This window comes from Arthrobacter sp. YAF17, assembly GCF_052113365.1.
In the GTDB taxonomy this organism is placed as follows: Bacteria; Actinomycetota; Actinomycetes; order Actinomycetales; family Micrococcaceae; genus Arthrobacter.
In genome coordinates this window covers 18,150-29,764 of sequence record NZ_JBFRDB010000022.1, presented here as the reverse complement: position 1 = coordinate 29,764, position 11,615 = coordinate 18,150, and the positions used below count along the sequence as shown (strand labels likewise).

Annotated in this window: 14 protein-coding genes; 9 read left to right on the top strand and 5 right to left on the bottom strand. The window is 67.5% G+C overall.

The annotated features are described in order from the left end of the window. Positions 1-35 precede the first annotated feature (35 nt). Both AB4Y67_RS16230 and tmk read right to left on the bottom strand, forming a co-directional pair. Positions 36-1,178: a DNA polymerase III subunit delta' gene (locus AB4Y67_RS16230; protein ID WP_441406789.1), complete on the bottom strand. Its 1,143-nt coding sequence runs from the start codon at positions 1,176-1,178 to the stop codon at positions 36-38. After that, positions 1,175-1,831, bottom strand: a complete 657-nt coding sequence (tmk, locus tag AB4Y67_RS16225) for a dTMP kinase (protein WP_441406788.1) — start codon at positions 1,829-1,831, stop codon at positions 1,175-1,177. The genes AB4Y67_RS16230 and tmk overlap by 4 nt, the downstream gene beginning before the upstream one ends. Positions 1,832-1,919: 88 nt before the next feature. On the opposite strand from tmk, the gene AB4Y67_RS16220 reads away from it, so the two are divergent. Together AB4Y67_RS16220 and AB4Y67_RS16215 are read left to right on the top strand one after the other, a co-directional pair. Further along, complete coding sequence (locus AB4Y67_RS16220; protein ID WP_441406787.1) at positions 1,920-3,140, top strand: trans-sulfuration enzyme family protein; 1,221 nt, start codon at positions 1,920-1,922, stop codon at positions 3,138-3,140. A 9-nt stretch (positions 3,141-3,149) separates the two neighbouring features. After that, positions 3,150-3,506 (top strand): DUF2516 family protein, encoded by a 357-nt coding sequence (locus AB4Y67_RS16215; RefSeq protein WP_346927364.1) that lies wholly within the window; start codon positions 3,150-3,152, stop codon positions 3,504-3,506. Positions 3,507-3,529: 23 nt separating this feature from the next. On the opposite strand, the gene AB4Y67_RS16210 is transcribed toward AB4Y67_RS16215, so the two are convergent. After that, positions 3,530-4,360: a class I SAM-dependent methyltransferase gene (locus AB4Y67_RS16210; RefSeq protein ID WP_441406808.1), complete on the bottom strand. Its 831-nt coding sequence runs from the start codon at positions 4,358-4,360 to the stop codon at positions 3,530-3,532. Positions 4,361-4,575: 215 nt separating this feature from the next. Here AB4Y67_RS16210 and AB4Y67_RS16205 point away from each other — a divergent pair, with 215 nt between their 5' ends. Continuing rightward, positions 4,576-5,322, top strand: a complete 747-nt coding sequence (locus AB4Y67_RS16205; protein ID WP_441406786.1) for a phosphoglyceromutase — start codon at positions 4,576-4,578, stop codon at positions 5,320-5,322. Between the two features lie 107 nt (positions 5,323-5,429). Here AB4Y67_RS16205 and phoU read toward each other — a convergent pair whose 3' ends face one another. After that, positions 5,430-6,092 (bottom strand): phosphate signaling complex protein PhoU, encoded by a 663-nt coding sequence (gene phoU, locus AB4Y67_RS16200; protein WP_441406785.1) that lies wholly within the window; start codon positions 6,090-6,092, stop codon positions 5,430-5,432. Positions 6,093-6,299: 207 nt separating this feature from the next. Between phoU and AB4Y67_RS16195 the strand changes: the two genes are divergently transcribed. Together AB4Y67_RS16195 and AB4Y67_RS16190 are read left to right on the top strand one after the other, a co-directional pair. Further along, positions 6,300-7,553 (top strand): sensor histidine kinase, encoded by a 1,254-nt coding sequence (locus AB4Y67_RS16195; RefSeq protein WP_441406807.1) that lies wholly within the window; start codon positions 6,300-6,302, stop codon positions 7,551-7,553. Next, positions 7,550-8,230, top strand: a complete 681-nt coding sequence (locus AB4Y67_RS16190) for a winged helix-turn-helix domain-containing protein (protein WP_441406784.1) — start codon at positions 7,550-7,552, stop codon at positions 8,228-8,230. Before AB4Y67_RS16195 ends, AB4Y67_RS16190 begins: the two co-directional genes overlap by 4 nt. A gap of 117 nt (positions 8,231-8,347) precedes the next feature. On the opposite strand, the gene AB4Y67_RS16185 is transcribed toward AB4Y67_RS16190, so the two are convergent. Further along, a complete protein-coding gene (locus tag AB4Y67_RS16185) occupies positions 8,348-8,890 on the bottom strand; it encodes a hypothetical protein (RefSeq protein WP_441406806.1) in 543 nt (180 codons plus the stop codon). A 327-nt stretch (positions 8,891-9,217) separates the two neighbouring features. On the opposite strand from AB4Y67_RS16185, the gene AB4Y67_RS16180 reads away from it, so the two are divergent. The 4 genes from AB4Y67_RS16180 to AB4Y67_RS16165 all read left to right on the top strand — a co-directional run bounded on the left by AB4Y67_RS16180 (position 9,218) and on the right by AB4Y67_RS16165 (position 11,612). After that, positions 9,218-9,700 (top strand): CarD family transcriptional regulator, encoded by a 483-nt coding sequence (locus tag AB4Y67_RS16180; RefSeq protein WP_024367191.1) that lies wholly within the window; start codon positions 9,218-9,220, stop codon positions 9,698-9,700. Positions 9,701-9,881: 181 nt separating this feature from the next. Continuing rightward, on the top strand, positions 9,882-10,700 hold the full coding sequence (ispD, locus tag AB4Y67_RS16175; RefSeq protein WP_441406783.1) for a 2-C-methyl-D-erythritol 4-phosphate cytidylyltransferase: 819 nt from the start codon (positions 9,882-9,884) through the stop codon (positions 10,698-10,700). 2 nt (positions 10,701-10,702) lie between these two features. After that, positions 10,703-11,239, top strand: coding sequence for a 2-C-methyl-D-erythritol 2,4-cyclodiphosphate synthase (ispF, locus tag AB4Y67_RS16170; RefSeq protein WP_441406782.1), 537 nt, complete (start codon positions 10,703-10,705; stop codon positions 11,237-11,239). A gap of 43 nt (positions 11,240-11,282) precedes the next feature. Further along, positions 11,283-11,612, top strand: a complete 330-nt coding sequence (locus tag AB4Y67_RS16165; RefSeq protein ID WP_441406781.1) for a hypothetical protein — start codon at positions 11,283-11,285, stop codon at positions 11,610-11,612. Positions 11,613-11,615 lie beyond the last annotated feature (3 nt).

Below are 11,615 nucleotides of genomic sequence, written 5' to 3'. Positions count from 1 at the left end.
GCGGTTCACCGGGGAGGGGGTCACGGGATGGTTTCTCAGATGAGGCTGGCGGCCATGGACTCGATGGTCAGCAGCGGGGCCACGTTGGAGGTCGTGATCCGTTTGCGGGCCTTGTTGATGGCATCCATGCGGGCAAGGGTGGTTTCTGCGGAGGAGTGGCGGGCAAACTCAACGAGTTCGCTCCTGAGTTCAACGTTGACCAGTTCCACGGCGTTCCCCATCTGGATGATGAGCACATCCCGGTAGAAAGACAGCAGGTCAGTCAGCGTGCGGTCGAGGGAGTCAGTCACCGAACGCTTGGCGCGGCGCTTCTGATCGTCCTCGAGCTGCTTGACCTGGCCGCGCATGGCCGGCGGCAGCGTGTCGGTTTCGGGCGCTCCGAGGGTGGCGAGCAAGGCGGCTTTCTCGGCGGCGTCGCGCTCATCGTTGGAGCTGTTGGCTTCCTCGGTGGCGATCTTGACGAGTTTGTCGGCCATCAGCACCGCGGCGGTGACGCCCCGCAGGCCCAGGGGGAACCGTACTGTTTCGAGCCGCCGCTCGCGGGCTTCGGGATCGCGGGCCAGGCGGCGGGCGATCCCGACATGGCTTTGCGCGGCCCGGGCAGCTCGTTCGGCGACGGCCGGGTCGATGCCGTCGCGCTTGACCAGCAGGGCCGCGACGTCGGCCGCGGGCGGAAGCCGCAACGCTACCGGGCGGCAGCGGGAGCGGATGGTGACCAGGACGTCGGCCGGGGAGGGTGCGCAGAGCATCCAGATGGTCCGGGGGGTCGGTTCCTCGATCGCCTTGAGCAGCACATTGGTGGTGCGTTCCGCCATCCGGTCCGCGTCCTCCACCACGATGATGCGCCAGCGCGCCGAGGAGGGCCGGTTCCCGGCAGTGGAGACCAGGTCGCGGGCCTCATCAATGGTGATGGTGACCTTTTCGGTGCGCACAAAAGCCACATCGGAGTGGGTCTCGCCCACGATCGTCAGGCACGCCGCGCATTCGCCGCAGCCGCGCAGGCGGACGTCGTCCTGGTCGCAGTTCAACGCGGCAGCAAAGGCCTTCGCCGCGTTGGACCGGCCGGACCCCGGCGGGCCGGTGAAAAGCCAGGCATGGGTCAGGCCCTCACCCTGGGCCGCCTGCCGCAATTGATCGACGACGGCGGGCTGGCCCTGGAGGTCGTCCCAGACGCTCAAGATTTCACCCCGCGGTGAAGGGGCAGCAGGGATTCCACCCGCTCGAGGATCCGGGCGGCCAGCTGAACGACCGGGAGGTGAGCTGGGAGGACGAGGTACTGCTCGGGCCGGGCGGCGGCGAGATTGAGGAATGCGGTCCGGATTCTGGCGTGGAATTCGTCGGCCTCTGATTCCAGCCGGTCCTCGGCCGCGTCGCCCGCCGTGCGGCGGCGGCGGCCGACTTCGGGGTCGACGTCGAGCAGCACGGTAAGGTCCGGCTGCAGACCGGAGGTGGCCCAGTGGTTGATGTCCCGGACGGCGTCGGTGCCGAGGTCGCGGCCGGCGCCCTGGTAGGCGACCGAGGAGTCGATGTAGCGGTCGGTGAGGACAATCTCGCCGCGTTCGAGGGCGGGGCGGATGACCTGGCTGGCGTGGGCGGCGCGGGACGCCGCGAAGATCAGGGCTTCGGTGTGCGCGTCGATGTGGCCGTGGCCGTGGTCCAGGACCAGGGAGCGCAGCTTCTCGCCGATCGGGGTGCCGCCCGGCTCCCGGGTCCGCCGCACTGTGAGGCCGCGCGACTCGAGGGCCGCGGCCAGCTCGGCTGCCTGCGTGGACTTGCCTGCGCCGTCGCCGCCTTCGAAGGCAATAAACAGTCCGGGGTTCTGGGTGGTCACCCTTCTAGCCTACCGACAATCCCTGACAGGAACGTGCCCCGACGTAACGCCTTGGGTGCCCTGCCGGGCGCCGAAGTACCCTGTGACCATGAGTCTTTCCGAAGAACAGGCAGCCGCGCTCTCCGCAGAAACAGTCGTTGTGGCGGCGGGCCGGCCGCCGCGTGAACGCGATGCGCCGGTCAACCCTCCGCTGGTGCTCTCCTCGACCTACTTCGGCACGGGACCGCTGGGCGACGGCGACCGCGGCTACGGGCGGTATTCCAACCCCACCTGGGACCCGTTCGAGGAAGCCCTCAGCCAGCTCGAAGGCGCCACGCTCCCGGGCCTGCTCTACTCCTCCGGTCTCGCCGCCGTCAGTTCGGCCCTTTCCCTGGTTCCCGCCGGGGGAGTCCTGGTCATGCCGTCCCACAGCTACGCAGGTTCCCTGGTGATGGCCACGGAACTTGCCGAGAAAGGCTTCCTGGAGCTGCGGACGGTGGACATTGCGGACACCGACGCGGTCCTGGCGCAGCTCGCTCCGGCGGACGGGCGGCCCGCCAGCATGCTCTGGCTGGAAAGTCCCACCAACCCGATGCTGGGCGTCGCGGACATCCGTGCGCTGACGGCCGCCGCGCACGCGGCCGGCGCCGTCGTCGTCACCGACAACACCTTCTCCACTCCTCTGGTGCAGCAGCCGCTGGCGCTGGGTTCCGACGTCGTCCTGCATTCGGTGACGAAGTACCTCTCCGGCCACTCCGACGTCGTGCTGGGCGCCCTGGTGACGTCCGACGCCGGACTCCGCGCCTCGCTGCTGCACCACCGCACCATCCACGGCGGCATCGCGGGACCCTTCGAGGCCTGGCTGGCGCTGCGCGGACTGCGCACCCTGGCCCTTCGGGTCGAACGGTCGCAGGCCTCGGCGGCGGTGCTGGCCGAGCGGCTGAGCGGGCACCCGCGGGTAGGCAGCATCCGGTTCCCGGGCCTCCCCTCGGACCCCGGCCACGAGCGGGCGAAAAGCCAGATGAAGGGTTTCGGCTCGGTGCTGTGCATTGAAATGGCCCCCGTCGCCAGCAGCGGAAACGACGGCGGCGGCACCGGCACGGTCAGCCTCAGCGGGGCCGACGCGGCGGACCGGATGATCCGGGCCCTGAAGCTGTGGCTGCCTGCCACCTCCCTGGGCGGCGTGGAGTCGTTGATCGAAAGGCGGCGCCGCCACGCCGCCGAACCGGCCAGTGTGCCGGACAACCTGGTCCGGATGAGCGTCGGGATCGAAAACGTCGAGGACCTTTGGGCCGATTTGGAGCAGGCCCTGGCCGCGTTGGGCAGTTAGGCTGGGGGGATGGACGGAAGAGCGCTTATTTACTATGTCGAAACAGGGATCTATTTTCTCCTGGCCCTCGTAGCCCTCGCCCTCGAGGTGTGGGCGTTCTTTGACTGCCTGCGGCACAAGGCAAACGCCTTCGAAGCCGTGTCCAAGCGCACCAAGACGTTCTGGCTGGCCGTCACCGGCGGCGCCATGGCCGTTGGCCTGCTGTCCCTCCTGGGCGGCGGAGGCGGAGGCCTCCTGGGCCCGCTGGGACTGTTCGGCCTCGTCGCCGTGACGGCAGCGTCCGTCTACCTCGCCGACGTCCGGCCGGCCGTCAAAGACGCCGGCCGCGGCGGGAGCCGCAACATGGGCCCCTACGGCCCCTGGTGACCATTTCCGGATAAGCCGGCACCTTACCCCGGCGCGACCGCGTCCCAGCTGACCGTCAGTTCGCCCAGCCGCCACCGGGACGGGCCGTCCAGGACCGGCCAGCCGCCGTCGCGCAGTGCCCGGCACATGGCCGTCCAGCGCTGCCGGTTCCCGAAGGAGGCCAGCGGCGCCGCCTCCAGCCAGGCCCTGTCCATGGCTTGCAGGAAGGCGTGGATGTTCTCGCCCGGGATGTTCCGGTGGATAAGTGCCTTCGGCAGCCGTTCGGCCACGTCTGACGGCAACGCAAAACTGCCGAACCGCATGGACAGGCTCAGGCTCAGCGGCCGCTCGGCGTCCAGCGCCACCCACGTCACCCGGCGGCCGATCTCGTCGCACGTGCCGTCAATGAACAGCCCGCCCGGCGCCAGCCGGCCCTGCACCAGCCGCCAGATCGCCGCGACGTCGGCTTCCTCGTACTGCCGCAGCACATTGAACGCCCGCACCAGGACGGGACGGCCGGCCACCGGCAGTTCGAAACCGCCCAGCTGGAAGCTCAGTCCGGGACGTTCCAGTTCCTTGGCCAGCCGGACCCGCTCGGGCTCGATTTCAACGCCGACCACCCGCACATCGGGCCGGACCACGGACAGCCGTTCAAAGAGTTCGACGGCGGTGGCCGGCGACGCGCCGTAGCCCAGGTCCACCACCAGGGGATCGGCCGCCGCGCGCAGCCGCCAGGCCTGCGGCCCGGTCAGCCAGCGGTCCAGCCGCCGCATCCGGTTTGGGTTGGTGGTGCCGCGGGTAATGTTGCCCACCGGCCTGCCGGCGCGGGGTCCGCTTTTCGCCACGCCGCCTGTTGCCCCGCTGCGTTTTTCCATGCCGCGTTTGTCCACTACGTGGGTATGCGGGGGCGCCACCCGCTCAGCCTTCTGCACCACCAGCCCACCCTATCCTCCAATGCATCCTCCGACGCGGGGTCAGCTCCGGCCCATCCGGCGTCCCGCCATCGGCGCGGAGTGACCCCGCGTTGCGGTCGGGGCACCGTGATGTAACGCACGGCACCGTCCGGGACCGCTCGGCTAGGATAAAAACCATGACTTATAAGCTGATTCTGCTGCGCCACGGCCACAGCGAATGGAACGCCAAGAACCTGTTCACCGGCTGGGTGGACGTTGACCTCAACGACCAGGGCCGGGCCGAGGCGATCCGCGGCGGCGAGCTTCTCGTGGAGAACAACATCCTCCCGGACATCCTGTACACGTCGCTGCTGAAGCGGGCCATCAACACCGCCAACATGACCCTCGACAAGGCCGACCGCGGCTGGATCCCGGTCAAGCGCGACTGGCGGCTCAACGAGCGCCACTACGGCGCCCTGCAGGGCAAGGACAAGGCCCAGACCCTCGCCGAATACGGCGAAGAGCAGTTCATGACCTGGCGCCGGTCCTACGACACCCCGCCGCCACCCCTGGCCGACGACTCCGAGTTCTCCCAGGCCCACGATCCGCGCTACGCGGACCTCGGCGACGCGCTGCCCCGCACCGAATGCCTCAAGGACGTACTGGTCCGCCTGCTGCCTTACTGGGAATCGGACATCAAGGAAGACCTCAAGGCCGGCAAGACCGTCCTGGTCACGGCCCACGGCAACTCGTTGCGCGCCCTCGTCAAGCACCTCGACGGCATCAGCGACGAAGCCATCGCCGGGCTGAACATCCCCACCGGCATCCCGCTGGTCTACGACCTGGATGAGAACTTCAAGCCGTTGAATCCCGGCGGCACCTACCTCGATCCCGAGGCCGCGGCCGAGGCCATCCTGGCCGTCGCGAACCAGGGCAAGAAGTAACCCGCCTCCACCCGGAATTAGCGACGCCGGCCGGTCACCCCCCCCAAGGTGACCGGCCGGCGTCGTACGTTCTTATGGACCGGCACTCAGGGCCGGATAGTTTGCGCCTAGCTGTGCTCGATGCCGTTCGGCTGCCAGGCGCCGGTGACCAGGTAGGTGACCTTCTGCGCGACGGAGACGCCGTGGTCCGCGAAGCGCTCGAAGTAGCGGCTGGCCAGTGCGACGTCGACGGTCGTGGCGGGGGATTCCTGCCAGTCGCTGCGGGCGATCGCCTGGAACACGCTCAGGTGCAGGTCGTTCACTGCGGTGTTGGCCTTCATGATGTCCCGGGCCACTGCAAGATCCCGGGTTTCCAGCAGCACGGTGAGCTTCTCGGCGATCAGCAGGTCGTACGCGGCGAAGCTCTTGAAGGTCTCGTGCAGCTGGGCCGGAACCACGGTTGCGGGGTAGCGGAGGCGCGCGAGCTGGGCGAGATGGCGGGCGAGGTCGCCCATCCGCTCCAGCGATGCGCTCATCCGGAGGGAGCCCACGATCATCCGCAGATCGCTGGCCACGGGACCCTGCAGGGCGAGGATGTCGATAGCACGCTCGTCCAGGCTATTCTGCAGGAAGTCGATCCGCGCGTCGGCCGCGATGACATCCTCGGCCAGATCGATGTCCGCGCCCTCGAAGGCAGTCGTAGCTTTCCCGATGGCCTCACTGACCAGCTTCGAGATTTCGACGAGCTGTTCCCCCACTTGGGCGAGCTCTTCCTGAAAAACCTTGCGCACGTGTGCGTCCTTTCCTCGGAAATACTGCCAGCCACCAGCAGTGGCGGGCCCATTTCGGTCACCTCTCGGCGCTCCAACTGTCAAGTGTTCCAGCGTCCGGTGAACTGTTACGCCCCAATAGGTGAACGTTAGCTGAACCGAAGCGCGAATAGCGGGAGATTTCAGTTTCTGACGCAGGCCAGAGCATAAGCTGGAGCCGTGGATCCAATGCTCATCGGCGTGATCGCCGGCCTGATCGGCCTGTCGCTTGGCGTCTTCGGCGTGCTCGCGTTCCGGGTCAGCGAGCAACAGCGCAAACTCGTCGACGTGGAGTTCGAGGATCCCTCCCTTCCCGACGGAGCCGCCGAGGTGCTCGCCGCCGTCGGGAGAGCCTTCGTGGTGGTGGACGCGATCGACGGCGTCGTCCGGGCCAGCCCAGCCGCCTACGCCTACGGCCTGGTGCGCGGCCACACCCTCGTCCACCAGCAGCTGCTGGAGATGACGGCCAAGGTGCGGCGTGACGGCGTCATCCTCGAACGGCTCCTCGAACTGCCGCGTGGTCCGCTGGGCCAGGGCACCATCGTGGTCCAGGTGCGGGCGGCCGTGATCGCGGAGGAATACATCCTCCTGCTCGCCGACGACCGGACCGAGGTCACCCGCACCGAGGAAGTCCGGAACGACTTCGTTGCCAACGTCTCCCACGAACTGAAAACCCCGGTCGGGGCTATCTCGCTGCTGGCGGAGGCGCTTGAGTCCTCTGCGGACGACCCGGAGGCCGTGCGCCGCTTCGCCAAACGCACCCACAAGGAGTCCGCCCGGCTGGCCGCCCTGGTGCAGGACATCATCGAACTCTCCCGGCTGCAGGGCGCCAACGTCGCGCAGCAGGGACGGGCGGTGGACATCAATACTGTCGTCACCGAGGCGGTGGACCGGTCCCAGCTGCCGGCGGAAAGCAAAGCCATCGACCTCGTCGTCGGCGGGCATGCGGACGCCATGGTCTACGGCGACCAGGACCAGCTGGTGACGGCGCTGCGCAACCTGATCGACAACGCCATCCGCTACTCCCCGGAAAACACCCGCGTCGGGATCGGCATCCGGTCCAAGGACGGCCTCGTGGCCGTGTCCGTGACGGACCAGGGCGGAGGGCTCAGCCCGGAGGACCAGGAACGCGTCTTTGAACGCTTCTACCGCGTGGACGCCGCACGGTCCCGCCATACCGGCGGCACCGGTCTCGGCCTGAGCATCGTCAAGCACGTGGTCGCCAACCACGGCGGCGAGGTGACCCTCTGGTCACAGCCCGGCCAGGGCTCCACCTTCACCATCCGGCTTCCGGAGCTGGAAGGCCAGGACGACGGCGTTGCCGAGGCGCGCGGCCCGGCGGCCCGCTCGTCCGCCCCTCTAGCGGAGCAGAGCCTGTCCCAGAACCAACGACCCATACGACATGACGCCGCTGGCGCCCATGAGCAAGGAGCTACCGCTTGAGCAGGATTCTAGTTGTCGAGGACGAAGAGTCGTTCAGCGACCCTTTGTCCTATCTGTTGGGCAAGGAAGGGTTCGAGGTGGAGGTGGTGGACAACGGAATTGACGCCATCACCGAATTCGACCGCAACGGCGCCGACCTGGTGCTGCTGGACCTGCAGCTGCCCGGGCAGTCGGGCACCGAGGTCTGCCGGCAACTGCGGCAGCGGTCGTCCGTCCCGGTCATCATGTTGACGGCGAAGGACGCGGAGATCGACAAGGTCGTGGGGCTGGAACTCGGCGCCGACGACTACGTCACCAAGCCCTACTCATCCCGGGAACTGGTGGCCCGCGTCCGGGCGGTGCTGCGCCGCCAGGGCGAGCCCGAGGAACTGGTGTCCAGCACCGTGCAGGCGGGCCCGGTCCGGATGGACATTGAGCGGCATGTGGTCACTGTCGGCGGCGAACCGGTCTCGCTTCCGCTGAAGGAATTCGAGCTGCTGGAAATGCTGCTCCGGAACTCCGGCCGGGTCCTGACCCGCGGGCAGCTGATCGACCGCGTCTGGGGATCGGACTATGTGGGGGACACCAAGACCCTGGACGTCCACGTCAAACGGCTGCGCAGCAAGGTCGAACCGGACCCCTCTGCGCCCCGGCACCTGATCACGGTCCGCGGCCTGGGCTACAAGTTCGACCCCTAAACCGGGAGGACCTGCAACCGGCCGGCGGCACACAGCCGGCCCACGCCGGCACCAACAATGACGACACAGACAAAAGGAGGGGCACCCGAACCGGGTGCCCCTCCTTTTGTGTGGAAGCTAGTGGTTTGCGCTGCTCGTCGGCGACGGGGTCGACGTCGGCGTGGCCGAGCCTGTGGGCTCGCTGCCTGCCGGCAGGTACTGCTTGTAGTCGGAGATCGTCCCGTCCAGTACCGGAACCTTGAACTTGGCGTTCTGGTTGGTGCCGTCCTCGGTGATGCTGACCTCGACGAGGGATCCGGGAGCGCCGCCGGTGGTGCTCAGGATGGCCTCGTCCGTGGAGTCGTTGAGCAGCGTGTAGGAGTTCTGCTTGACCGGGACCCGGGTCTGGGAGCCGGCGGCGCCGACGATGGTCAGCGTCACATCCTCGGAGGACGAGTTGTAGACAGCACCGATCACACGGCCGGGCTTGTCCTCGCCGTCGGAGATGATCATCATGTTGCGGAGCTGCAGCGGGCCAACGTTGGCCTGTGTTCCGTCCGAAGCAGCGTAATGCTCGGTGGTCTGCTGGGGGTTGATGTAGCCGCAGCCTGTTACGGACAGCAGGCCGATGGCCAGTGCAGCCGTTGCCATTGCCAGCTTGCCGCGCTGGCCCCGGTTCATCGCAGTGAAACCCACGTCACGCACTCCTTGAGAGTCTTGGAACATTCTTCAGCCATAGCCTATCGGCAATCGACGCCAAACGATGATTCGGGCCTTACACATAACCGTGCACATTGCCGCCGGATCCGGCGTCGGGAGGGCCTCTCGCGGGGAAGCAGCGCGCCCTTGGCAAAGGGAGGGCAATGCACTAATATCCGCTTTCGTCAAGGGGTCTGGAGGGGCCGTTTAGGCCATTTTCCCCGTATTCATGCGGTTCTTGGGTGCGTTCCATGGCAGACGTATGCCTTAAACGTGATAAACTGGTCTGCGGGAAAGGGGAATGTCCACATGGTTTTTGAGGTCGGCGAGACAGTAGTTTACCCTCACCACGGTGCAGCAAAAATTGAAGAAATCAAGATGCGCACTGTCAAGGGCGAAGAGAAGATGTATCTCAAGCTCAAGGTGGCTCAGGGTGATCTGACCATTGAAGTTCCAGCAGAAAACGTTGACCTGGTTGGGGTCCGGGACGTAGTGGGCAAAGAAGGTCTGGAGCACGTGTTTGAAGTGCTGCGGGCCGAGTTCACTGAAGAGCCCACCAACTGGTCACGTCGATACAAGGCAAACCTGGAGAAGCTTGCTTCCGGTGACGTCATCAAGGTGGCAGAGGTCGTCCGCGACCTGTGGCGCCGCGATCACGATCGGGGTCTCTCCGCAGGAGAGAAGCGCATGCTGGCCAAGGCCCGCCAGATTCTGATTTCAGAACTGGCACTGGCTGAGAAGACTGATGAAGAGAAGGCTGCAAGCGTTCTCGACGAGGTCCTGGCTTCCTAAGCAACAGTCGAAAGACAAGAATCGAACCCCGGTGGCTTAACAGCTGCCGGGGTTTCTTCTTGCCCTCTTTCGGCCGCCCCCGGGTTGCTCTGTCACTTGTGGTCCCGCCGAGCGCCCCGGAAGCACCAGACCTGACAGCTCAACGGGATGTTCCTCGGCGCGGGGACGTAGTCTTGTGCGCATGGACTCTGCACCGAGAAACCCCGTCACCGCGGTCATCGTCGTGGCTGCCGGCTCCGGCCAGCGCCTGGGCTACGGGATGCCCAAAGCCAAGGTTCCCCTGGGCGGCGACACCATCCTCACCCACGCCCTGCGCGGCGTCGCGGCGGCCGGCATCGCGCAACAGATCTGCGTCGCCATTCCGCCCGGCGACCAGGAGCTGCTCGCGCTCTGCGACGACTTCGCCCAGGCCCTCAAAGCCGAACACCCGGGCACGCCTGGCACCGGGGGCGCCGGTCAACCCCCCATCGTGACCATTGTCGACGGCGGCGCCACCCGCGCCGAGTCAGTCCGTGCCGCGTTGGCAGCCCTCCTGCCGGCCACGGAAGCAGTCCTGGTCCACGACGCCGCCCGCGCACTGACGCCCGAGGCCGTCTTCCACCGGGTGTCCCACGCACTCGCGGCCGGCGCCCTGGCCGTCATCCCGGCCATCCCCGTCGTGGACACCGTCAAGACAGTGGAACCGACCACCGGCGACGGCGCCGCGATCGCCCCCGAGCTTGTCACCGGCACCGCGGCCCGGGAGACCCTGCGGGCGGTACAGACCCCGCAAGGCTTCGACCTGGCCACCCTCCGGCGCGCCCACGAGGCCGCGGCCTCCTTCGATGACGGCCAGGCGGCCGCCGTCACGGACGACGCCATGCTGGTCGAGCTCCTCGGCGTCCCCGTCCACGCGGTCCGCGGCGCCAGCCAGTCGCTGAAGATCACCACGCCGCTGGACCTGATCATTGCCGAGGGTCTCCTCGAAGGTCCGCTGGGTGTCCGCTGGGTGGAAGGCTGACCATGTCCGGACCCCAGAACGCCCCGCTGCCCGTCATCCCGCGGACCGGCATCGGCATCGACGTCCATGCCTACGCCCCCGCGGACGCGCCCCAGCCACTCTGGCTCGGCGGGTTGCTCTGGGACGGGGAGCGCGGACTGTCCGGCCACTCCGACGGCGACCCCGTCGCCCACGCCGCAGCCGACGCCCTGTTCTCAGCCTGCGGCGTCGGGGACCTCGGAACGCATTTCGGCACCGACCGCCCGGAGTATGCCGGGGCCTCCGGCGTGACCCTGCTGGCCGAGGCCGCGCGGATCGTCCGCGCGGCGGGCTTCGAGATCGGGAACATCGCCGTGCAGTTCGTGGCGAACAGGCCCAAGTTCGGCCCCCGCCGGGAGGAATCCCAGCGGGTCCTGAGCGAGGCCGCTGGAGCTCCCGTGAGTGTCTCGGCCACCACCAGCGACGGCCTGGGCTTCACCGGCCGCGGCGAAGGCATCGCGGCCACGGCCACGGCACTGGTCTACCCGGCCGGCTCGGCGTCTTCGGAGCCCGTCGCCTAGGCTTGAGTGCAGATCCTTTCCGCACAACACCAGGAGACTCCCCGTGAAAAAGCTGCTGCCCGCCGTCGTACTTGTGGCCGGACTGCTGCTGACCGGCTGCGCCGGAACGCCGAAGATGAGCATCCCGGACAGCTGCGCGTTCCTCAACAAGGACACCTTCGTTCCCACCGGCAACCAGCAGCAGCAGGCGGAACAAATCTCCAAGCATTACCAGGAGGTCGCGGACAAGGTGGCTCCCGAGGTGGCGGCCCCCATCCAGAAGATGGCCGACGTCATGAAGGACGTCTCCGGTTCGTCCCTCGGCGCCAAAAGCGATGAACAGACCAAACAGCTCGCGGAACAGATGAACAAGATCGGCGAGTACTGCAAGTAGGAG